Here is a 20,236-nt window from a genome sequence, read left to right on the forward strand (position 1 = left end):
GGCCCGCTTCCTCCCGCGGCACCGGCCCGCCGTCTCCTGCGGCGGCGGCGAGGTGACCGGCGCCACCGCGAGCGTAAGCCCGCCGGCGTCACCAGGCCAGGGCCCCGGAACGGCCAGGAGCGAACCTTTACCACCCGCTTCGCTGCCTTTCAGCAGGCCGTTCAGGGTCCGATGTCGTCCGACGCGGCGGTGGACCGGTAGCGCAGGGACTCCAGGCGCCGCCGCCGGCGCAGCACGACGAAGAGGACCGCGATGGCCAGCAGGGCGCCCGCCGTGCCGCCGCCGACGAGCAGCCACACGCGGGTCGTGTCGTCGGACGCGAGCGGGGCGTCCGGCAGCACGCCGTCCTGGGTGCCGTCCTTCCGGACCGTCTTGGGGTTGCCGGGGGCGACGAGCGCGCCGACCGGCTCGGCCTTGCCGCGGGCGGCGAAGCCCCAGTCCAGCAGCTTGGCCGCGATCTCCGACGGCCGCTCGTCCGCCTTCATCAGCGAGATCACGATCGTGTGCCCGCCGCGCCGGGCCTGGGCGACGAACGTCTGCCGGGCGGCGATCGTGTAGCCGTTCTTGCCGCCGAGCATGCCCGTGTAGGCGTCCCGCTCGCCCGGCATCATGTGGTTGTGGGTGTGGATCGGGTACCCGCCGACCTTCTTGCCCTTCTTGCGCTCCTTCTTCGTCGGCGGCGCCGGGAAGTCGAAGTCGATCGCCTGCATGTACCGGCGGTAGGCGGGGTTCTTCATCCCCTCGCGCAGAATCAGCGCCAGGTCGTACGCGGACGTGTGCTGGGTGCGGAGGCTCAGCCCGAGGTCCTTGTCCAGCCCGTTCGGCGACCCGGCGAGCGTGTCGTGGGCGTTGATCCGCTTGGCCTCGGCGTTCATGTCGGCGAGCGTCCTGGACATGCCGCCGTGCGCCTCCGCCAGCGTCACCGACGCGTCGTTGGCCGACATCATCAGCATCGCGTGGAACAGGTCGGAGACCTTGTAGCGCATCTTCGGCGTGAGCCCGACCTTGGTGCCCTCGACGTCGCAGGCCTTCTGCGAGGGCCGGACGACCCGGTTCGGGTCCAGCTTGGGGACGAGCGTCAGCGCCGTCAGCGTCTTGATCGTGCTCGCCGGCAGGTACTGGCCGTGCGGGTCCTTGGCGGCGAGGACGTCGCCGGTGTCGGCGTCCGCGATCAGGTACGAGCCCGCCTTGATCTTCGGCAGCGCGGGCACGCCCGCCGCCTCGTTGAGGACGATCCCGCGCCCGGCGAGCTGCGGCCCGCCGACGGTGTCCTCCGGCGACGTCCCGAACGGTGCCGTCCCGGACGGCGATGTCCCGAGCGGCGCCGTGCGTGCCCCGGCGCGTGGCGAGGCGGCCGTGGCCGGGGCCGCCAGGAAGGCGGGTCCGGCGGCGAGCGACGCGGTGGTCAGCGGTACTGTGATCATCGTCAGGGCCCGGCGGACGCTCGTCCGCCTTCGCCGCTCTGCTCGCAAGCTTCCGACGCTCCTCGATCCCGTGGAAGCGCGATCGCTCCCGACGCGCGTACGCGTGACGCCCATGACTCCCCCGAAGACTAGGCGACGTATCCGGCGAAGGGGTACCCGAACGCGAACACGGCAAGCACGGCACGTACACGACGCCCGGCGCACCGGGGGACGCCACAGTACGTAAGGGACGACCAGTATCGGTGACAGCCTGTGATCGACGGTATTTTGGGTCGGACTGACTAGTTCGATCGGATGGTGCCGTAGACAAGATCAATGACCGAAAGGTAGGGGCTCCGCGTGCCCGCCGACCGTCCGCATGAGTCAATTGATCCGCAAAGGGCATGGACACCCGGCAGGGCGGCTACCGCGGACGCCATCATGGACCGGACACGTGAACACGTGACCTGGACCGGCGTTTGTCCAGGCTTAGGGACCCGCTGGCTTGAATTGCGCCACGTGCCACGCAACGACCTGCAAGGATTGTGGACGGAGGTTGGCCGTGGCCATTGACTTCAACGCATCGAACGGGGCGACGCTCGGCGTCGAGTGGGAGATCCAGCTCGTCGATGCGGAGACGAGGCACCTGCGGCAGGACGCACGCGAGGTGCTCGCCGCGCTGCCGTCGCTCAGCGAGGACGGCGAGAACCCGCGGGTCCGCCACGAGCTGATGGAGTCGACGGTCGAGGTCGTGACCGGAATCTGTCACACCGTCGGGGAGGCCAAGGCCGACCTCGCCGGGACGCTCGCCACGCTCCGCACCGCCGCCGCCGACCGCGACATCGCGCTCGCCTGCACCGGCACCCACCCGATCAGCGACTGGCGGGACGCGATCATGGCGCCGATGCGGCGCTACGCCGAGCTCATCGAGGAGATGCAGTGGCTGGCGCGGCGCATCCAGACGTTCGGCGTTCACGTCCACGTCGGGGTCTCCGACCGTGACAGGGCGATTCCGATCGTCAACGCGCTCTCGTCCTATCTTCCGCATTTCCTGGCGCTGACCGCGTCCAGCCCGTTCTGGAGCGGCAGCGACACCGGTCTGGCGTCCTGCAGGGCGGTCGTGTTCGGCCAGCTGCCGACGGCCGGGCCACCCCATCTGCTAGACGACTGGGCGGCGTTCGAGGATTACATGGACACGCTCTTGCGTTCAGGGACTATCCGGAGCATCAAGGAAGTCTGGTGGGATATCCGTCCGCATCCCGACTTTGGCACCGTCGAGATCAGGATGTTCGACGGCATCCCGACCATGCGCGAGGCCGGCATGGCCGCCGCTCTCTGCCAGAGCCTGGTCACGCTGTTCGAGCAGCAGCTCGACCGCGGCTACACGCTGCCCCGCCCGGCCGCCTGGGTGGTGCGCGACAACAAGTGGCGCGCGACCCGGTACGGGCTCGACGCCAACGTCATCACCGACGACCACGGGAACACCGCGCCGCTCCGCGACGACCTGTACGAGCTGATCAGGGAGCTGGAGCCGGTGGCCGACCGGCTCGGCTGCGCCGAGGAGCTCAAGGTGGTCGGCGAGGTCCTGGAGCACGGCGCCCCGTACGAGCGCCAGCGCGCGATCCGCGCCGACGGCGGGACACTGGAGAACATCGTCGACGCGGCGATCGTCGAACTCGCGGAGGACAGGTTCGTCACACTGGGGGAGGTCGCACATGCCGGCACCTGAGGAACCGGCCGTCCCGGGGAACCCGCCCGGCGCCGCCGTCCCAGGCCGCGATCCGGCCACCGGCCGCGAGACGGACTCCGGCCGCGAAGCGGTTTCGGGTCGCGAAGCGGTTTCCGGAGGTGAGCCCGTCCCCGGACGCGAGCCCGTCCCGGGACGCGAGCCCGTCCCGGGACGCGAGCCCGTCCCGGGACGAGAGCCCGTCCCGGGACGAGAGCCCGTCTCGGGACGCGAGCCGGTTCAAGAGCACGGTCCCATTCCCGGCAGCGCGTCCGAACGCACGACCGGACGCGAGGCCGACTCCGAAGAGAAGAACACGATGACCACCGGGCGGAGTCCCTCCGGCTCCGCTGTCGCGCAGGGGGCGCACATGACACATCCGGGGCCCGGGGTGATGCCCGGCCTTGAACCACCCACCGCCTCGGGGCCAGCGAGCCCCGGGGGCCGCGACGAGGCGGTGCCGCCGTCGGGGACGGCGGCGCGCGACACCGTGTCGGCGGCGGGGAACCAGCCCGGCGGCGAGGACGTCCCGAAGGACGTTCCGAAGGACGTCCAGGGCGAAACCGCCCAGGAAGGAACGGTCCCGGACGAAGCTCTGCAGCAGCAGCCCGTGGCGGGCGAGATCGTCCCGGGCCCCCCGGCCGCGGGCGCCGCGTCCGCGGGGTCGGCCGTGCTCGGCGGCGCGGTGCTCCAGCCGCAGCTCGACGCGTTCCTCGCCGCGCACGAGGACGAGCTGATCGCGTTCCGCCGTGACCTGCACATGCACCCCGAGCTGGGCTACTCCGAGCACCGCACGACCAAGAGGCTCGCCGAGCGGCTGCGCGCGGCGGGCCTGAAGCCGGTGATCCTCCCGAAGGGCACCGGCCTGTTCTGCGACATCGGGCCCACGGACGGCAGCACGGTCGCGCTGCGCGCCGACATCGACGCGCTCCCCCTCCAGGACGAGAAGGCCGACGTCCCGTACCGGTCGACGGTCCCGGGCGTCGCGCACGCGTGCGGCCACGACGTCCACACCGTGATGGTGCTGGGCGCGGGCCTGTTCCTCGCGCAGCAGGCGGAGGCGGGGCTGCTGCCGGGACGGGTCCGGCTGCTGTTCCAGCCCGCCGAGGAGACCCCGGGCGGCGCGCTGGACGTGATGGCCGCAGGCGGCATCGCGGGCGTCGACCGGGCGTTCGCGCTGCACTGCGACCCCCGCATCGAGGTCGGGCAGCTCGGGCTGCGCACCGGCCCGATCACCGCGGCCTGCGACAAGGTGTACGTGAAGGTCACCGGACCCGGCGGGCACACCGCGCGGCCGCACCTGACCGCCGACCTCGTCTACGCCCTCGCCAAGATCGTCACCGAGCTGCCGTCCGCGCTGTCGCGGCGCGTCGACCCGCGCTCCAGCCTGTCGCTGGTGTGGGGACGGGTGTCGGCCGGGTCCGTTGCCAACGCCATCCCCGACGACGGGATCGCGGAGGGGACCGTCCGCTGCCTGGACGACGACGCCTGGCACCGCGCGCCCGAGATGATGAAGGCGCTGCTCCAGTCGGTCGCCGCCGCCTATGACGTGGAGGCGTCCCTGGAGTACGTCCGGGGCGTCCCGCCGACGGTGAACGAGGCGACCAGCGTGCAGATGTTCCGGGACGCCGCCGCGCAGGTCATCGACGAGGACGGCGTGGTCCCCACCCCGCAGAGCCTCGGCGGCGAGGACTTCGGCTGGTACCTGGAGTCGATCCCCGGCGCGCTGGCGAGGCTCGGCGTCCGCACCCCCGGCTCGTCCGGCGAGTACGACCTGCACCGCGGCGACTTCGACGTGGACGAGCGCTGCGTCGCGGTCGGCGTGCGGGTGCTGAGCGCGACCGCGCTGACCGCGTTGTGGGAGGGCGGCCGTCCCGGCGACGCCGAACCGATCGAGGGTGCGGCGCTGGCCTAGCCTCCTCCCCCCTGACCTGCGGCGCTGACCTGTGGCGTTATGCGTACGCCTTGGTAACGGACCTATTGCGAATCAGTGCATGCGGGAAGTTTGACCATATTCGCGAGGTAGCGTCCGATCGATTTCGGTGACCGGTGCGGTCGCCGGACCGTGGGTGGGGAACGGAAGGAGCGCTACCTTGCGCCGTGGACTGAAGATTTCGCTCGTCACCGTGACGGGTGCTGCGCTGACGCTCAGCGCTTCCGCCTGCGGTGGCAAGAAGGCCGACACCGACGACGGCGGGAGCGGGGGCGACAAGAAGACCCTCAAGATCGGCCTCGCCTTCGACATCGGCGGGCGCGGCGACCAGTCGTTCAACGACTCGGCGGCCGCCGGGCTCGACAAGGCCAAGAAGGACCTGAACGTCCAGACCGAGGAGATCTCGGCCAAGCCGGACGAGCCGGACGCCGACAAGGAGTCGCGCCTGCGGCTGATGGCCAACAAGGGCTACAACCCGGTCATCGGGGTGGGCTTCGCCTACACCAACGCGATCGTCAAGGTCGCCAAGGACTTCCCGAACACCAAGTTCCTCGTCGTGGACGCCGACCAGTGCAAGGTCCAGGGCGCCAACGTCAGCGGCGCCTGCTTCGCCGAGGAGCAGGGGTCCTACCTGGTCGGCGCGGCCGCGGCGCTGAAGTCCAAGTCCGGCACGATCGGGTTCATCGGCGGCGTCAACGTGCCGCTGATCGTGAAGTTCTACGCCGGGTACCAGGCCGGGGCGAAGAAGGCCAAGCCTGGCATCAAGATCCTGCCGCCGAAGTACCTGACGCAGCCGCCGAACTTCAACGGCTTCAAGGACACCGGGCTCGGCAACGAGGCCGCGAAGGGCCAGCTCGACCAGGGCGCGGACGTCGTCTACCACGCCGCGGGCGGCGCCGGCATCGGCGTCATCAAGACCGTCGGCGGGGCCAAGAAGTGGGCCATCGGCGTCGACTCCGACCAGTACAACCAGCCCGCCGTCGCCGGGGTGAAGGAGCAGATCCTCACCTCGATGATCAAGCACGTGGACCTCGCCGTGTACGACTTCGTGGAGAGCGTCGCGAAGAACGCCTTCCAGGCGGGCACCAAGCAGTACGACCTGAAGAACGACGGCGTGGGCTACGCCCCGACCGGCGGCCACGTTGACGACATCAAGGCCAAGCTGGACGAGCTGAAGTCCGGCATCGTCAGCGGCACGATCAAGGTCCCGACAAAGGCGTGATCCCACGCCGGGTGCGGGACGCGCCGCGTTTCACAGGGCCGTGACCGCGCACCGGGCGTCACCCGCGGATTCCACGGGTTGACGCCCGGTGCGGCCGTCCGAGGCAGGTCGTCCGAGGCAGGTCGTCCGAGGCAGGAGGAGGGGCACTCGTGCCTGAGCAGGTGCCGGCCGTGCGGCTGACATCGATCACCAAGCGGTTCCCCGGAGTGGTGGCCAACCGCGACATCAACCTCACCATCGAGCGCGGCGAGGTGCACGCGCTGTGCGGTGAGAACGGCGCCGGCAAGTCCACGCTGATGAAGATCCTCTACGGGATGCAGCGGCCGGACGAGGGCACGATCGAGATCGAGGGGGAGCAGGTCTCGTTCCGGACCCCGGCCGACGCGATCGGCCGCGGCATCGGCATGGTCCACCAGCATTTCAAGCTGGCGGACAACCTGACCGTCCTGGAGAACGTGATCCTCGGCGCCGAGCCCCGGCGCCTCGGCGGCATCGACTTCGCGGCCGCCCGCGCCAGGATCGAGGAGATGTCGCGGGCGTACGGGCTGCGCGTCGACCCCGGCGTCCTCGTCGAGACGCTCGGCGTCGGCGAGCGGCAGCGGGTGGAGATCCTCAAGGTGCTGTACCGGGGCGCCCGGGTGCTGATCCTGGACGAGCCGACCGCCGTCCTCGTCCCGCAGGAGGTCGACGAGCTGTTCGGCAACCTGCGGGAGCTGCGCGCCGAGGGCCTGACCGTGCTGTTCATCTCGCACAAGCTGGACGAGGTGCTGGCCGTCGCCGACACGATCTCGGTGATCCGCCGCGGCACGACGGTCGCGACCAGGCTCGTGCCGCGGGAGGTCACGTCGCGGCGGCTGGCGGAGCTGATGGTCGGGTCGGAGCTGCCGACGCCCGAGCTGCGCGAGTCCACGGTCACCGAGGACGTCCAGCTGGACGTCTCGCGCCTGAAGGTGCTCACCCCGCAGGGCCGTCCGGTCGTGGACGACGTGTCGCTGCGCATCCGCCGCGGCGAGATCGTCGGGCTGGCGGGCGTCGAGGGCAACGGGCAGACCGAGCTCATCGAGGCGATCATGGGGATCCGGCATTCCGACGCCGGGACGATCCGCTACGGCGCCGACGACATCACCCACTGGGCGACCCGGAAGCGCCGCGAGGCCGGCATTGCCTACATCCCGGAGGACCGGCACCGGCACGGGCTCGTCCTGGAGGCGACGCTCTGGGAGAACCGCATGCTGGGCCACCAGACGCAGCCGCCGAACGTCCGCGGCCCGTGGGTCGACCGGCGCGGCGCCCGGCGCGACACGACGCGGATCGTCCAGGCGTACGACGTGCGGACGCCCGGGATCGACGTGCCCGCCGCCGCGCTGTCGGGCGGCAACCAGCAGAAGCTGATCGTCGGGCGGGAGATGTCCGGCGAGCCGCACCTGCTGATCGCCGCGCATCCGACCCGCGGCATCGACGTCGGCGCCCAGGCCGCCATCTGGGACCACCTGCGGCAGGCCCGCGCGGCCGGGCTGGCCGTGCTGCTGATCAGCGCCGATCTTGAGGAACTCATCGGTATGTCCGACACCCTGCACGTGATCTTCCGGGGGCGGCTGGTCGCGGAGGTCGATCCGCGGACCGTCACGCCGGAGGATCTCGGCTCCGCGATGACCGGCGCCGGAGCCGGCTCATGAGCGACCCGAAGGACCCGCCCCCGCAGGACGACAAGCCCGGCCCCGACCTGTCCAAGGCGAAGAAGGAGACGGGGCCGCCGGGCGTTCCGGAGCCGGTTCCGGCGTGGAAGGCGATCCTGCGTGGCCTGGGCCCGACCGGCCTGGCGCTGCGGATCGGCGCGCCGGTGCTGGCGCTGCTGATCTCCCTCGCGATCACGATGATCCTGCTGCGGATCACCGGCGCCGACCCGGTCAGCTCCGTGCAGAGCATGATCGACTACGGCACCACCGAGAACTCGATCGTCGACATCGTCAACCGGGCGACCCGCTACTACCTGTCGGCGGTCGCGGTGGCGATCGGGTTCCGGATGGCGCTGCTGAACATCGGCGTGGACGGCCAGTACCGCCTCGCCGCGTTCCTCGCCGCCGTGCTCGGCGGCGCGGTCACCCTCCCGGCCCCGCTCGGCCAGATGCTGGTGATCGTCGCGGCGATGGTGGTCGGCGGGCTGTGGGCGGCGATCGCGGGCGTGTTGAAGGTGACCCGCGGGGTCAGCGAGGTGCTGTCCACGATCATGCTGAACGCGATCGCGACCGGCCTGATCGCGTACCTGCTGAACGACAAGCGGCTCGCCGAGGTCCGGCCGGGCAGCAACAACGTCGCGACCCCGCAGATTCCGGACGACGGGCGCGTCGGCTCCCTGAACGGCTTCCTGTCGTCCGTCGGGCTCGACCTGCCGGGCGAGGTGTACGGGCTGCTGCCGCTCGCGGTCGTCGTCGGGATCGTGTTCTGGGTCGTGATCAACCACACCAGGTTCGGGTTCGACCTGAAGGTGTCGGGGCTGTCCCAGTCGGCGGCGCAGTCCAGCGGCGTCAACGCCCGCCGCATGGTCGTCTACACGATGGTGGCGTCCGGGGTGGTGGCCGGGCTGATCGGGATGCCGGAGCTGCTCGGCGCGTCCTACGAGTACTCGCTGAACTTCCCGGCGGGCCTCGGCTTCACCGGCATCACGGTCGCGCTGCTCGGCCGCAACCATCCGGCGGGCATCGCGCTCGCCGCGCTGCTGTTCGCGTTCCTCGACCAGACCTCCGACGTGCTCCAGGAGGTCGACGTGCCGAAGGAGATCGTCGGGGTGATGCAGGGCGTGGTCGTGCTGACCGTCGTGATCGTGTACGAGCTCGTCCGGCGCTGGGAGATCCGGTTGCAGCAGCGGACCGTCGCCGCCGAGCTGGCGACCGGCCACGATCTGGCCCACGAGGGCACGGGGAGCGCCTCATGAGCACCGCGACCGCACCGGCGGCGGCGCCGAAGAAGGCCGCGAACGGCAGGCGCAGGCTGCGCTGGCCGCACTACCTGCTGATCGCCTCGGGGCTGCTCGTCCTGCTCTCGCTCGTCCGCGTGATCGACGAGGCGAACCCGGTGACGTCCAGCGGGACGGTCAGCGCCTCCCTCCGTCTCGCCGTGCCGATCTTCCTGGCCGGGCTCGGCGGGCTCTGGTCGGAGCGCTCCGGCGTGATCAACATCGGGCTCGAAGGAATGATGATCCTCGGGACCTGGACGGGCGCGTGGGCCGGCTACCAGTGGGGCCCGTGGATCGGCGTCCTCGCGGGCGTCATCGGCGGCGCGCTCGGCGGGCTGCTGCACGCGATCGCGACGGTGTCGTTCGGCGTCGACCACATCGTGTCCGGTGTCGCGATCAACATTCTCGGGCTCGGGCTGACGCAGTTCCTCGCCGGGCTGATCTTCGACAAGGGCGAGGCGAAGGCGCTCGGCGGCGGGCCCCGGCAGTCGCCGCCCGTCGACTCGATACCGACGCTGACGCTGCCGGTGCTGTCCGGCGGGAAGATCGGCGGCTGGCAGAGTCCCGACTGGCTCGGCTCGCTGGAGGGCCGGCACTGGTTCCTGCTGTCCGACCTGGCGGGCATCCTGCGCGGGCTGACCAGCGGGATGTCGCTGCTGACGTTCGTGGTGCTGCTGCTGGTGCCGCTCAGCTTCCTGATCCTGTGGCGGACGCCGTTCGGCCTGCGCATCCGCTCCTGCGGCGAGGACCCGTACGCCGCCGAGTCGCTCGGCGTGCAGGTCTACCGGATGAAGTACGCGGCCGTGATCATCTCCGGCGGGTTCTCCGGCCTGGCGGGCGCGTTCCTGGTCACCGTCGCGGGCAATCTCTACCAGGACGGCCAGACCAACGGCCGCGGCTTCATCGGCCTCGCCGCGATGATCTTCGGTAACTGGCGTCCGGGGGGCCTCATGGCGGGCTCGCTGCTGTTCGGCTACACCGACGCGATGAACGTGCGGGGCGGCGGCGGGGCCGTCCACGCGCTGCTGCTGTTCGTGGCGATCCTGCTCGTCGGCGTGGCGGTGTGGCAGGCGGTGCGCGCGACGCGGCTGCGTCCGGAGGCGGTGACCGATCTCGGCCACCGCGAGGTCCGCAACGCCTACCGGTCCTCGGTGCTGGCGCTGGTCGCGGCCGTCGCGCTGCTGGTCTGGTTCCTGCGGAGCGACGAGGTCGCCGGCGAGCTGGTCTCGTTCACGCCGCATCTGACGACGCTGCTCGTCCTGGCCCTGGCCAGCCAGCGCCTCCGCATGCCCGCCGCGAACGGCCTCCGATACAGACGCGGTGAGGCACGATAAGGCCATGGAGATCGACTGGCCTGCCCTGCGCGATGCCGCGCGGGAGGCGATGAAGCGCGCGTACTGCCCCTATTCCGGCTTCCCGGTCGGCGCCGCCGCGCTGGTGGACGACGGCCGGATCATCACCGGCTGCAACGTCGAGAACGCCGCGTACGGGGTCGCCCTGTGCGCGGAGTGCGGCGTGGTGTCGGCGCTGCACGGCCCCGGCAAGTCGGAGAACCCGCGCCTGGTCGCCGTGGTCGTCGTCGACCGGCACGGCAACACGCTGATGCCGTGCGGACGCTGCCGCCAGCTCCTCTGGGAGCACGGCGGCGCGTCCATCCTGATCGAGACGACCACCGGCATCCTGCCCATGTCGGACGTCCTGCCGGACGCGTTCGGCCCCGACGACCTGATCGAGAGGGCGTGATCCGTTGGACGCCATCGACGTCATCCGCGCCAAGCGGGACGGCGGGACGCTGACCCCCGCCCAGATCGACTGGGCCGTCGACGCCTACACGCGCGGCGCGATCGCCGAGGAGCAGATGGCGGCGCTGGCGATGGCGATCCTGCTGAACGGCATGACCCGCGCCGAGGTCGCCCGCTGGACGGACGCCATGATCCGCTCAGGCGAGCGCATGGACTGGTCGGCGCTGGACCGTCCGACCACCGACAAGCACTCCACCGGCGGCGTCGGCGACAAGATCACCCTGCCGCTGGCGCCGGTGGTGGCGGCGTGCGGGGCCGCCGTCCCGCAACTGTCCGGCCGCGGCCTCGGCCACACCGGCGGGACGCTCGACAAGCTGGAGTCGATCCCCGGCTGGCGGGCGTCGCTGTCGAACGCGGAGATGCTGGACGTCCTGCGCTCCGCGGGCGCGGTGGTCTGCGCCGCGGGCGGCGGCCTGGCCCCCGCCGACCGCAAGCTGTACGCGCTCCGCGACGTGACCGGCACGGTGGAGTCGATCCCGCTGATCGCCTCCTCGATCATGTCGAAGAAGATCGCCGAGGGGACGGGCGCGCTCGTCCTGGACGTCAAGGTCGGCTCCGGCGCGTTCATGAAGACGGTCGGGAACGCCCGCGAGCTGGCCGAGACCATGGTCGCGATCGGCGCCGACAACGGCCTGCGCACCACCGCCCTCCTCACCGCCATGGACCGTCCGCTCGGCAACGCGGTCGGCAACGCCGTCGAGGTCGCGGAGTCGGTCGAGGTGCTGGCCGGGGGAGGCCCGTCCGACGTGGTCGAGCTGACCCTGACCCTGGCCCGCGAGATGCTCGCCGCCGCGGGCCTGACGTCCAAGGACCCGGCCGACGCGTTGAAGGACGGCTCCGCCATGGACGTCTGGCGCCGCATGATCACCGCCCAGGGCGGCGACCCGGACGCGCCGCTCCCTTCGGCCCGCGAGACCCACACCGTCAACGCTCCGTCCTCGGGCGTCCTGACCAGCCTGGACGCGTACGGCGTCGGCGTGGCCGCGTGGCGTCTCGGCGCGGGCCGGGCCCGCAAGGAGGACCCGGTCTCGTTCGCCGCGGGCATCACCTGCCACGCCAAGCCGGGCGACACGGTGTCCGAGGGCCAGCCGCTCCTGACCCTCCACACCGACGACGAGTCCCGCCTGCCCCGCGCCCTGGAATCCCTGGACGGCGCCTACGAGATCACCGTGGGCGGCACCCCGTCCCTCCACCCTCTGGTCATCGACCGGATCGCCTAGCCGCTCAGTGCAGGCCGCGCTTGCCGGGCGTCCAGAACGGCTTCACCTTGATCGACGTGCGCGGCCACCCGCGTTCGCGCACCAGGTGGTCGCGGACCATCTGGCACGTCCGCGCCTCCCCGGCCACATAGGCGACGCCCGGCTCCTCGGGGAGGTCGAGCCGTGACACCGCGTCGAGCGTGACGGTCGACGACGTCGCGGGCGAGCCCTCCCGGTGCACGCGGCGCAGCGTGTGCGGGCCGGGCAGCGGCGGGTCGAGCTCGGGCGTCTCGCTCTCCAGCACGCCGTAGACGTGCGCGGACGCGTCCAGCTCCCGCAGCATCGGCCCGAACGCGACGGACGCGGTCTCCTCCCCGACGAACACGTGGTAGTCCGCGTCCCGGACGGAGAAGTCCCCCTGGGGCCACCAGAACGTCACCGTGTCGCCCGCCTTCACCGCCCGCGCCCACCGGAGCCCGATGCCGTCGCCGTCGTAGAGGTGCGCGCGGAGCTCCAGTTCCCGCGCGTCCCGGTCGAACTCCCAGATCGTGTAGCTGCGCAGCGTCTCCAGGGGCCGCAGCAGCCCGTACATCGAGAGCGGGTCGTTGATCTGGATCCGGACGTGCTGGCCGGGCGTGTAGCGGTACTCGATCGGCGCCTCGGCGGCGAGCCTGATGCGCTTCATCGTCGGTGTGACGTCCCCGACGCCGGTGACCTTCGCCTCCATCGCGTACTTGCCGACCAGCCGGTTCAGCGGGTTACGGGCCATGGCTCCTTACTCCTTCTAGATTCTTTTAGAGGTATTAAGGAAACATAGAAGCCCTAGACTGTCAACGCCCATCGACGACCCGGGGAGGACGCCCATGCCATCCAGCCGCCGCGACCGGCTCCGGCAGGAGACCCTGGCGGAGATCCGCGAGGCGGCGCGCACGCTGCTGACCACGCGGGGCCCCGCCGCCGTGACGATCAACGCCGTCGCGCGGGAGGTCGGGATGAGCGGGCCCGCCCTCTACCACTACTTCTCCGGGCACGACGACCTCGTCCAGGCCGTGACCGCCGACTTCTTCGCCGAACTGGCCGCCGAGATGCGCGCCGCCCGGGACGCCCGCGCCCGCACCGGCGGGTCGATCTCGGCTCGCCTCCTCGCGGCCTGCCGCGCCATGCGCGGCTGGGCGATCGCGCACCCCGCCGAGTTCGGCTGGATCTTCACCAGCCCCGTCCCCGCCGCGGTCACCCGCAGTCCCGACTCCGCCCGCAACCTCGCCGGACGCGACTTCGAACGCGTCTTCCAGGAGGAGATCGCGACGCTGTGGGAGACGAACCCGTTCCCCGTCCCGGACGACGTGCCGCCCGCCGTGCGCGAACAACTGCGCGTCTACGTCGACCGGCTGGGCGTCAAAGTGCCGGTCGAAGTCGTCTATGTGACGACGTCCTGCTGGATCAGGCTCTACGGGCTCCTGTGCATGGAGGTCCTGAACCAGCTCGACTACATCTACACCGACGTGGAACCCATTTACGAGGAATGCCTCCAGGAGATGGCCGGAATGCTCGGCCTCGACTACGAACCGCCACCGGCCTGACCGGCCGCTTTGTTAACAATCACCGTTGACGCAGGTCCGCGCCGCTCTGGAAAGCTGAGCAGGTTTCTTTCAGTGATCAGGGAGCGGATTTGAGACCCTCACTCCTGCCCGTCGCGGCACTCGCGGGCATGGCGACCCTGGTGGCCGCCACCGTGCCCGCCTACGCCGAGACGGCACGTCCTCACATCGTCGTGAAAGACGGCAAGACCCAGCCGACGTTCTCCTACAAGGACGCCATTCGCGAGAAGGTTTTCGTCGAGACCAAGGTGGACAGCGACGGGGACGGAAAACGCGACCGCGTGTCCGTGTACGTCACCCGTCCTAAGGAGACGAACGGCGGCCTCAAGGTCGCCTCCATCATCGAGGGCAGCCCCTATTACGGCGGCCTGCACGACACGCCTTACCACCCGGCGGACGTCACCGACTATCCGCGCCTCGCACCGTGGACGCCCCCGTCCGGCCCGCCCGGCGCGCCGAACTACGCGTTCCCCTATTACGACAACTATTTCGTCTCCCGCGGCTACGCCGTCCTCGCCGCCGACACCCTCGGCACCGGCGACTCCGACGGCTGCCCAACCGCCGTCGGCCCGAACGAGGCCCAGGGCATGAAATCCGTCGTCGAATGGCTCACCGGCGACGCCGTCGCCTACGACGCGAACGGCGACAAGGTCGACGCGAACTGGTCGACCGGCAATGCGGCCATGGCGGGCAAGTCCTATGACGGCACCCTGCCCCTCGCCGCCGCAGCGACCCGCGTCCGCGGCCTCAAGACCGTCGTGTCCATTTCCGGCGTCTCCAACTGGTACGACGAATACCGCGCCAACGGCGGCGTCGTCGCCCCCGACGGCTTCGCGGGCGAGGACCTCGACCTGCACGCCAAGGTCGTCCTCTCCCGCAAGAACCCGGCCGTCTGCGCGCCCGTCATGCGCGACCTCGAAAAGAAGATGGACCGCGTCACCGGCGACTACAACCGCACCTGGGACGACCGGAACTTCGCCAAGAGCGCCCCGCATTTCCGCGCCAGCGTCTTCATGACCGGCGGCCTCGCCGACTGGAACGTCAAGCCGCTCCAGATGTCCCTTCTCTGGGACGGCCTGAAGAAGGCAGGCGTGCACCGCAAACTCTGGATTCACCAGGCCGCCCATGACGAGCCCCTGGACGTCCGCCAGACCAAATGGCTCGACGCCCTGAACCTCTGGTTCGCGCACGAGCTTTACGACGTCCGCAACGACATCATGCGCCAGCCCCGCGTCGACCTCGAACGCACTCCGGGCAATTGGGAAACGCACCGCGACTGGCCGGCCCCCTCCGCGCGTCCCGTCCACCTGGGCCTGAACTCCGACGGCCTAGGAAAGCCCGGCCACGGCACTCACCACCTCGTGGACGACCCGTCCCGCAAGGCCGAAGACCTGGCCGCCGCCCCCGACAAGTCAGACCCCAACCGCCTGATCTACCTCACCCCCGAACTCAAGCAATCAATGAAGCTAAGCGGCACGGCCCAAATCAAGCTCCGCGCCGCCATCAACGGGAAATCGCCCTACCTGTCGGCCATCCTGGTCGACTACGGCACCGACGAGCGCGTCTCCGGCTACGTCCGGACGTCCGACACCTGGTGCTACGGCGACTCGATCCCCGGTAACGAGGGCTGCCGCGCCGTCCGCAAATACATCACCGCTGTCACCCCGTTCAAAATCGTGACCCGCGGCTGGACGGACGTCCGCAACCGCCAATCCATCTGGCACAGCACCCCGGTCAAGCCCGGCAAGGAATACACGTTCTCCTGGCCGATGCAGCCCTACGACTACGTCTTCAAGAAGGGCCACCGCATCGGCCTGATGATCCTCGCCACCGACCACGCCTACACCCTCCGCTACCCCGCAGGCACAAAGGTCGACGTCGACCTACGCGAAAGCACCCTCACCCTCCCTCTAACCCACTGACCCCCAAGGACGGCCCCGCCAAACAGCGGGGCCGTCCCCTTTTTCGCCTACTCCCGGCACGGTTCGACCAACTCCCGCACGAGAGCGCCAACGGCCCCCTCGACATTCCGCACCGGCGCGATGGGCCGCCCGTCACTCCACGTGAACCACCACGCGCCCCGCACGTAGTCACACCCGACCTCCACCAGCCGCGACCCACCGACCCGGACGACGCTCACCCACGTCACCCCGCGCTGCTCGACCAGCCCGCAGGCCAGCTCCTGCCGCTCGTCCACCGCGTCCCGCAGCGCCTTCAGCTGCACGAGCCGCTCGTTCCGCCGCCCGGACAGGACGCCGGTCACCGCATGCTTCCCCGCACTCATGACTCTCACCTCACTCGCCTTGGGGTGGAGCGACGCGGCCGGTGGGCTCGGGGGGATGCGCACCGGCCGCGCCGCGCTTGAGGACGATGACGCACCCGCCACCGTCGTGATCAAAGGCTCCTGACCTGGGCCCTGTCCGCCTGCCCGAGCAGCGCCTCACGCAGCAGCGGCGCCGTCGGGACCATCACCGTCGGCTCGACCCCGACCGCGGGATCATGCAGGCTGGCGACCCATTCGCCGAGCCGACCGTCCCGCTTCACGGCCCGCCAGATCCGCCACCCGCCGAAGTCGGCCCGCAGCCGCTCCAGCTCCCGCTCGTCCCGCCCTCGCGCGTCCATTCGGAATCCCCTGGTTGCTCGCCTTGACCAATTCCGTGTGACCACCCTCACACGCTCGACTACACTCAGCTATGGCCCCAACACACCCCAGAGCACCCCCCAAGACGGCAGGGACAACCCTCATGACGAGCGACGAGGACAACTACACCCGGGCTCCACTTCTACGAACCTTCGGCGCGGTCCTCCGCGGTCCTCCGCGGTCCTCCGCGGTCCTCCGCGGTTTCCGCGAGGACGCTGGCCTCTCACGCCGTCAACTCGCGGACGCTCTCGGCTGCAGGCCAGGGTGGATCGAAAAGCTGGAGACCGCTCAGAAACCGCCGTCGGAGGCCACCGCTGACGACCTGGACGTGTACTTCAGGACGCCGAAGCGAATGTTCTGGAGGATGTGGCGCGAGATCAAACGAGAGGGCAAACACCTCGCCGCCCCACCCGGATTCGAGGAATACACCGAATTCGAGGTGGAGGCCGTCACCATACGCTCCTACGAAGCCCAAGTAATTCCGGGAATGCTCCAGACCCCTGCTTACGCTCGCGCGGTATTAAGCTCAGGGCTCCCCGTCGATGCGCTTGAGGAGCGCTTTACATCGCGAATGGAACGGCAGGAGCTTCTCACGCGAGAGAACGCGCCTCGCATGTGGTTCGTCCTCGACGAGGCCGTCCTACGCCGCGGCGTCGGCGGCCCGGCCGTGATGGCGGAGCAGTTGTTGCACCTGGTAGATACAGCTACCTCAAATCCCCGAGTGGAAGTCCGAGTGCTTCCGTTTTCATCCGTCACCTACGCCGCCCTTGACGGGGCCTTTGTCGTGCTGAGCCTCCCCAGAGGCGTGGATATCGCCTACCACGAGGGTCCGGAAATCAGTCAGGTGATGGAGGAGGGCACGAAGGTTGCCGAGTACAGAGTACGCTTCGACCTGGTGATGGGAGAGTCGTTCCGAACCGAGGACTCCCTCAAGATGATCAACGAGATTATGGAGGAGTACACGTGAGCACCTCCAGCCTTTCGGAGCTCCGGTGGCGCAAGAGCAGTCGCAGCAGTGGTCAGGGTGGTAACTGCGTGGAGGTCGCGGAGTTGGCGGCCGTAGTCGCGATGCGCGACTCGAAGGACCCAGACGGACCCAAGTTGGCGCTCGGTCGTGCGGCCTGGCGTGCGTTCGCCGACCAGGTGAAGGCGAACGAGTTCGACCTGGAACGCTAGCCATGAGATCGGCGGACGTTCGCTGGCGCAAGAGCAGTCGCAGTGGTGGCCAGGGTGGCAACTGCGTCGAGGTCGCGGGCATGGCTAGTGCGGTCGCGGTGAGAGACTCCAAGGACCCGGACGGCCCGAGGTTGGCGTTCGGCATGACCGAGTGGCGGATATTCACTCACCGTGTGAAGTCCAGCGACCTTAACTCGCGGAAATAGCCATGAGCACCTCGGACGTCCAGTGGCGTAAGAGTGACCACAGCAGCGGCCAGGGCGGTCAATGCGTCGAGGTCGCAGGCCTTATTGATGCAGTTGCGGTGCGTGATTCCAAGGACCCGAGTGGTCCCAGGCTGGCGTTCGGCGCGGTGGCCTGGCGGGCGTTCGCTCGTCGTGTGAAGTCGAACGAGTTCGACCTGGAGGGTTAGCCGTGAGAGCACAGGACGCTCACTGGCGGAAGAGCAGCCACAGTAGTGGTCAGGGCGGCGAGTGTGTGGAGGTGGCGGACCTCGCTCCCTCGGTCGCGGTTCGTGACTCCAAGGATCCGCACGGCCCCAAACTCGCGTTCACCGCCGCGGAGTGGCGGACGTTCACCCACCGCGTGAAGACCAGCGAGTTCGACCTGGAGAATTAGCCGTGAGCGCACGAAACGTTCGCTGGCGCAAGAGCAGCCGCAGCGATCAGCATGGCGGCGAGTGTGTAGAGGTCGCGGACCTTGTTGTCACGGTTGGGGTGCGTGACTCGAAGGGCCCGGACGGGCCCAGGCTTGCGTTCGGTCGTGTGGCGTGGCGGGTGTTCGCTGACCGGGTTAAGGCGGACCAGCACGGCATGCCATAAGACGGCATCCGGGAACATCTGCGTGCGGGGGCGAGGGAGCCAAATGTCGGTCTGTGCGGACGGAATTGGGCTCCCTCGCCACCGCTTTCTAGCGGTCGACACCACGCTTTGGATCGTGCGGGTGCTCCCCGGAGACGGCTAGTCCCAGTTGATGGCCAGCTGGTTCAGCAGCTGGCCGTTCTCGTAGACGGACATGACGGCGTTCACACCCGCGCCATTGGGCGACGGCGTGAAGTCGAGGGCCTGCCATTGCTCCCCGGCGGCGACATCGGTCTCCGAGACCACCTTGCGCCCGGTCACGTAGTCGATCGTGACCTTCACACGGCGGTCCTCGGCGCACTGGACGGACCAGATGGCGGCGGCGTGGGTCCCCAGGTCGTTGGTCGTGACCTCGTCCGCGCTCAACGCGGCCTCGCACGCCAGGGCCGACGGGGCGGGGGCGGCCAGCGCCGGGGCGGCCGCCGGTCCCACGACCGTGGCGGTGGCCAAGGCCGCTCCTGCCAGGATTCTCGTACGCATGACAATCTCCTTTGTTCCGGTTGGATTGGTCGCATCGGGACGGACAGCCTGGGGTCAGGCCGCGGAGATCACGCTGTCGATCCACTCGTGCTGGACGGTCACATCGGTGTAGATGCCTTTACCGGTGCTGCAGTCGGGCAGTTGGGGAGAGGGCTTGCCGGGGTCGTACGGCAGCGCCTCGACCCGGCTGAACGCGCCGATGAGCCGCCACCCGGCGGGGGTGCCGCGAAGTAGCGGGCCACCGGAGTCGCCGAAGCAGGGGCCGGTCTTGGTGTCCGGGTTGCCGGTGCACACCTCGTAGGCCGGGTCGATGGGGGTGGGCACGTTCACGCAGGCCGCGGGTTCGAGGATCGCCGAGTCGAGCTGCTGCAGGATCTCGGGGGAGTCGGGGCAGGTGATGTTGGGCGCGATCGCGGCGCATCCCCACCCCAGGAGCCGGGTGGGGGTCCCGGTGGGCTGCCGCGCGTCCAGGGGGATCGGCTCGTTCGTGACCGGCTGGTCGAGCTGGACCAGTGCCACGTCGAAGTGGTCCGGGTCGCGGTCGGGATGCAGGACGATCCGGGTGACGCCCCGGACGGTGCCGCCTTCGCTCTTCCGAAGGCTTCCGACGCGGACCTGGAGGTTTCCGGGCTGATCCTTCTCCACGCAATGGGCGGCGGTGACCAACCATCGATCGTTGAGCAGGCTGCCACCGCAGAAGTGCTGACCCTGGCCCCTCTGCAAGGACACCATGAACGAGTACGGTTCGGTCGCGTCCTCACCACCGATGATCATCGTGGTGGGATCGCCCGGTCCGGGCGGGGTGGGCGCGGCCAGCGCGGCCGGCGGGGCCAGGCCGAGGCAGACCAGCGCCACAGCCGACGCGAGCAGGGCTAAATGACGTTTGCGCACGGTGCATGTCCTTCCTGTGGGTGCGGTAGTGCGGTTCGAGACGAGCCGGTGTGCTCGACGACCAGTCCAGTCCTCGCACTGAAGATCATTCGTTGGTGATCTTGCGGCCAAGGCTAGAAGCCGCCCGGCATGACGGACCATCCGGCCAGCTACCCGTCCCCGGTAGAGGACTCACTACCGAGCAGGCTCCGCCCGGCTCGTCCGCACCCGCGCCCGGCAACGACAAGGCGCCCGTCAGGCGAGTGGGCTGAACGGCCACTCGGTGCGGCGGACGTCCGGCGGCGCAGGAGCAGCCGGAGCGTGGTGTTGGCCACCGCGCGAAGTCCGACGCCACCGCAACTGCGCAAGCACC

General features: G+C 69.9%; 22 protein-coding genes. 16 read left to right on the forward strand and 6 right to left on the reverse strand.

Annotated features, from left to right (window positions below; translation table 11 throughout):
- Nucleotides 1–161 precede the first annotated feature (161 nt).
- On the reverse strand, nt 162–1,424 hold the full coding sequence (locus ACH34T_RS33400; protein ID WP_396024938.1) for a D-alanyl-D-alanine carboxypeptidase family protein: 1,263 nt from the start codon (nt 1,422–1,424) through the stop codon (nt 162–164).
- A 541-nt stretch (nt 1,425–1,965) separates the two neighbouring features.
- Between ACH34T_RS33400 and ACH34T_RS33405 the strand changes: the two genes are divergently transcribed.
- The 8 genes from ACH34T_RS33405 to ACH34T_RS33440 all read left to right on the forward strand — a co-directional run bounded on the left by ACH34T_RS33405 (nt 1,966) and on the right by ACH34T_RS33440 (nt 12,259).
- Nucleotides 1,966–3,132 carry a glutamate--cysteine ligase gene (locus tag ACH34T_RS33405; RefSeq protein ID WP_396024939.1) on the forward strand — a complete coding sequence of 389 codons (1,167 nt, stop codon included), beginning with the start codon at nt 1,966–1,968 and terminating at the stop codon, nt 3,130–3,132.
- 619 nt (nt 3,133–3,751) lie between these two features.
- A complete protein-coding gene (locus ACH34T_RS33410; protein ID WP_396025000.1) occupies nt 3,752–5,044 on the forward strand; it encodes a M20 family metallopeptidase in 1,293 nt (430 codons plus the stop codon).
- A 178-nt stretch (nt 5,045–5,222) separates the two neighbouring features.
- The gene (locus tag ACH34T_RS33415; protein ID WP_396024940.1) at nt 5,223–6,284 is read left to right on the forward strand and encodes a BMP family protein; all 1,062 of its coding nucleotides are present in this window, start codon (nt 5,223–5,225) and stop codon (nt 6,282–6,284) included.
- 149 nt (nt 6,285–6,433) lie between these two features.
- Nucleotides 6,434–7,960 carry an ABC transporter ATP-binding protein gene (locus tag ACH34T_RS33420; protein ID WP_396024941.1) on the forward strand — a complete coding sequence of 509 codons (1,527 nt, stop codon included), beginning with the start codon at nt 6,434–6,436 and terminating at the stop codon, nt 7,958–7,960.
- On the forward strand, nt 7,957–9,216 hold the full coding sequence (locus tag ACH34T_RS33425; RefSeq protein WP_396024942.1) for an ABC transporter permease: 1,260 nt from the start codon (nt 7,957–7,959) through the stop codon (nt 9,214–9,216). The genes ACH34T_RS33420 and ACH34T_RS33425 overlap by 4 nt, the downstream gene beginning before the upstream one ends.
- Nucleotides 9,213–10,571 (forward strand): ABC transporter permease, encoded by a 1,359-nt coding sequence (locus tag ACH34T_RS33430; protein ID WP_396024943.1) that lies wholly within the window; start codon nt 9,213–9,215, stop codon nt 10,569–10,571. Before ACH34T_RS33425 ends, ACH34T_RS33430 begins: the two co-directional genes overlap by 4 nt.
- Before the next feature lie 4 nt (nt 10,572–10,575).
- Nucleotides 10,576–10,980, forward strand: coding sequence for a cytidine deaminase (locus tag ACH34T_RS33435; RefSeq protein WP_396024944.1), 405 nt, complete (start codon nt 10,576–10,578; stop codon nt 10,978–10,980).
- Nucleotides 10,981–10,984: 4 nt separating this feature from the next.
- The gene (locus tag ACH34T_RS33440) at nt 10,985–12,259 is read left to right on the forward strand and encodes a thymidine phosphorylase (RefSeq protein WP_396024945.1); all 1,275 of its coding nucleotides are present in this window, start codon (nt 10,985–10,987) and stop codon (nt 12,257–12,259) included.
- Between the two features lie 4 nt (nt 12,260–12,263).
- Here the strand turns inward: ACH34T_RS33440 and ACH34T_RS33445 are convergent, their stop codons facing one another.
- Nucleotides 12,264–13,007: a siderophore-interacting protein gene (locus ACH34T_RS33445; RefSeq protein ID WP_396024946.1), complete on the reverse strand. Its 744-nt coding sequence runs from the start codon at nt 13,005–13,007 to the stop codon at nt 12,264–12,266.
- Between the two features lie 94 nt (nt 13,008–13,101).
- Between ACH34T_RS33445 and ACH34T_RS33450 the strand changes: the two genes are divergently transcribed.
- Together ACH34T_RS33450 and ACH34T_RS33455 are read left to right on the forward strand one after the other, a co-directional pair.
- Nucleotides 13,102–13,818, forward strand: a complete 717-nt coding sequence (locus ACH34T_RS33450) for a TetR/AcrR family transcriptional regulator (RefSeq protein ID WP_396024947.1) — start codon at nt 13,102–13,104, stop codon at nt 13,816–13,818.
- Between the two features lie 89 nt (nt 13,819–13,907).
- The gene (locus ACH34T_RS33455; RefSeq protein ID WP_396024948.1) at nt 13,908–15,758 is read left to right on the forward strand and encodes a Xaa-Pro dipeptidyl-peptidase; all 1,851 of its coding nucleotides are present in this window, start codon (nt 13,908–13,910) and stop codon (nt 15,756–15,758) included.
- Nucleotides 15,759–15,805: 47 nt separating this feature from the next.
- On the opposite strand, the gene ACH34T_RS33460 is transcribed toward ACH34T_RS33455, so the two are convergent.
- Together ACH34T_RS33460 and ACH34T_RS33465 are read right to left on the reverse strand one after the other, a co-directional pair.
- The gene (locus ACH34T_RS33460; protein ID WP_396024949.1) at nt 15,806–16,120 is read right to left on the reverse strand and encodes a hypothetical protein; all 315 of its coding nucleotides are present in this window, start codon (nt 16,118–16,120) and stop codon (nt 15,806–15,808) included.
- A gap of 110 nt (nt 16,121–16,230) precedes the next feature.
- The gene (locus ACH34T_RS33465) at nt 16,231–16,458 is read right to left on the reverse strand and encodes a hypothetical protein (RefSeq protein ID WP_396024950.1); all 228 of its coding nucleotides are present in this window, start codon (nt 16,456–16,458) and stop codon (nt 16,231–16,233) included.
- A gap of 122 nt (nt 16,459–16,580) precedes the next feature.
- Here ACH34T_RS33465 and ACH34T_RS33470 point away from each other — a divergent pair, with 122 nt between their 5' ends.
- Genes ACH34T_RS33470 through ACH34T_RS33495 form a run of 6 tightly spaced genes read left to right on the forward strand, consistent with a single transcriptional unit; the run spans nt 16,581 to nt 18,474 of the window.
- Nucleotides 16,581–17,444 (forward strand): helix-turn-helix domain-containing protein, encoded by an 864-nt coding sequence (locus tag ACH34T_RS33470; RefSeq protein WP_396024951.1) that lies wholly within the window; start codon nt 16,581–16,583, stop codon nt 17,442–17,444.
- On the forward strand, nt 17,441–17,653 hold the full coding sequence (locus ACH34T_RS33475) for a DUF397 domain-containing protein (protein ID WP_396024952.1): 213 nt from the start codon (nt 17,441–17,443) through the stop codon (nt 17,651–17,653). The genes ACH34T_RS33470 and ACH34T_RS33475 overlap by 4 nt, the downstream gene beginning before the upstream one ends.
- Before the next feature lie 2 nt (nt 17,654–17,655).
- Nucleotides 17,656–17,859 (forward strand): DUF397 domain-containing protein, encoded by a 204-nt coding sequence (locus ACH34T_RS33480; protein WP_396024953.1) that lies wholly within the window; start codon nt 17,656–17,658, stop codon nt 17,857–17,859.
- A 2-nt stretch (nt 17,860–17,861) separates the two neighbouring features.
- Complete coding sequence (locus ACH34T_RS33485; protein ID WP_396024954.1) at nt 17,862–18,065, forward strand: DUF397 domain-containing protein; 204 nt, start codon at nt 17,862–17,864, stop codon at nt 18,063–18,065.
- A 2-nt stretch (nt 18,066–18,067) separates the two neighbouring features.
- On the forward strand, nt 18,068–18,271 hold the full coding sequence (locus tag ACH34T_RS33490) for a DUF397 domain-containing protein (protein ID WP_396024955.1): 204 nt from the start codon (nt 18,068–18,070) through the stop codon (nt 18,269–18,271).
- A gap of 2 nt (nt 18,272–18,273) precedes the next feature.
- The gene (locus ACH34T_RS33495) at nt 18,274–18,474 is read left to right on the forward strand and encodes a DUF397 domain-containing protein (protein ID WP_396024956.1); all 201 of its coding nucleotides are present in this window, start codon (nt 18,274–18,276) and stop codon (nt 18,472–18,474) included.
- Nucleotides 18,475–18,612: 138 nt separating this feature from the next.
- Here the strand turns inward: ACH34T_RS33495 and ACH34T_RS33500 are convergent, their stop codons facing one another.
- Together ACH34T_RS33500 and ACH34T_RS33505 are read right to left on the reverse strand one after the other, a co-directional pair.
- Nucleotides 18,613–18,993, reverse strand: a complete 381-nt coding sequence (locus ACH34T_RS33500; protein WP_396024957.1) for a hypothetical protein — start codon at nt 18,991–18,993, stop codon at nt 18,613–18,615.
- A gap of 54 nt (nt 18,994–19,047) precedes the next feature.
- Entirely contained in the window at nt 19,048–19,884 is an 837-nt protein-coding gene (locus ACH34T_RS33505; RefSeq protein ID WP_396024958.1) for a S1 family peptidase, read from the reverse strand.
- Between the last annotated feature and the right edge of the window lie 352 nt (nt 19,885–20,236).

Origin of the sequence: Actinomadura sp. 9N215, from assembly GCF_044326345.1 — a bacterium.
GTDB lineage: Bacteria > Actinomycetota > Actinomycetes > Streptosporangiales > Streptosporangiaceae > Spirillospora.

Bases quoted from the DNA above. Each gene is read 5' to 3' on its own strand.
- ACH34T_RS33470 (WP_396024951.1), top strand. From the start codon at position 16,581: ATGACGAGCGACGAGGACAACTACACCCGGGCTCCACTTCTACGAACC.
- ACH34T_RS33460 (WP_396024949.1), bottom strand. From the start codon at position 16,120: ATGAGTGCGGGGAAGCATGCGGTGACCGGCGTCCTGTCCGGGCGGCGG.
- ACH34T_RS33445 (WP_396024946.1), bottom strand. From the start codon at position 13,007: ATGGCCCGTAACCCGCTGAACCGGCTGGTCGGCAAGTACGCGATGGAG.
- ACH34T_RS33465 (WP_396024950.1), bottom strand. From the start codon at position 16,458: ATGGACGCGCGAGGGCGGGACGAGCGGGAGCTGGAGCGGCTGCGGGCC.
- ACH34T_RS33425 (WP_396024942.1), top strand. From the start codon at position 7,957: ATGAGCGACCCGAAGGACCCGCCCCCGCAGGACGACAAGCCCGGCCCC.
- ACH34T_RS33485 (WP_396024954.1), top strand. From the start codon at position 17,862: ATGAGCACCTCGGACGTCCAGTGGCGTAAGAGTGACCACAGCAGCGGC.
- ACH34T_RS33430 (WP_396024943.1), top strand. From the start codon at position 9,213: ATGAGCACCGCGACCGCACCGGCGGCGGCGCCGAAGAAGGCCGCGAAC.
- ACH34T_RS33450 (WP_396024947.1), top strand. From the start codon at position 13,102: ATGCCATCCAGCCGCCGCGACCGGCTCCGGCAGGAGACCCTGGCGGAG.
- ACH34T_RS33480 (WP_396024953.1), top strand. From the start codon at position 17,656: ATGAGATCGGCGGACGTTCGCTGGCGCAAGAGCAGTCGCAGTGGTGGC.
- ACH34T_RS33400 (WP_396024938.1), bottom strand. From the start codon at position 1,424: ATGATCACAGTACCGCTGACCACCGCGTCGCTCGCCGCCGGACCCGCC.
- ACH34T_RS33500 (WP_396024957.1), bottom strand. From the start codon at position 18,993: ATGCGTACGAGAATCCTGGCAGGAGCGGCCTTGGCCACCGCCACGGTC.
- ACH34T_RS33435 (WP_396024944.1), top strand. From the start codon at position 10,576: ATGGAGATCGACTGGCCTGCCCTGCGCGATGCCGCGCGGGAGGCGATG.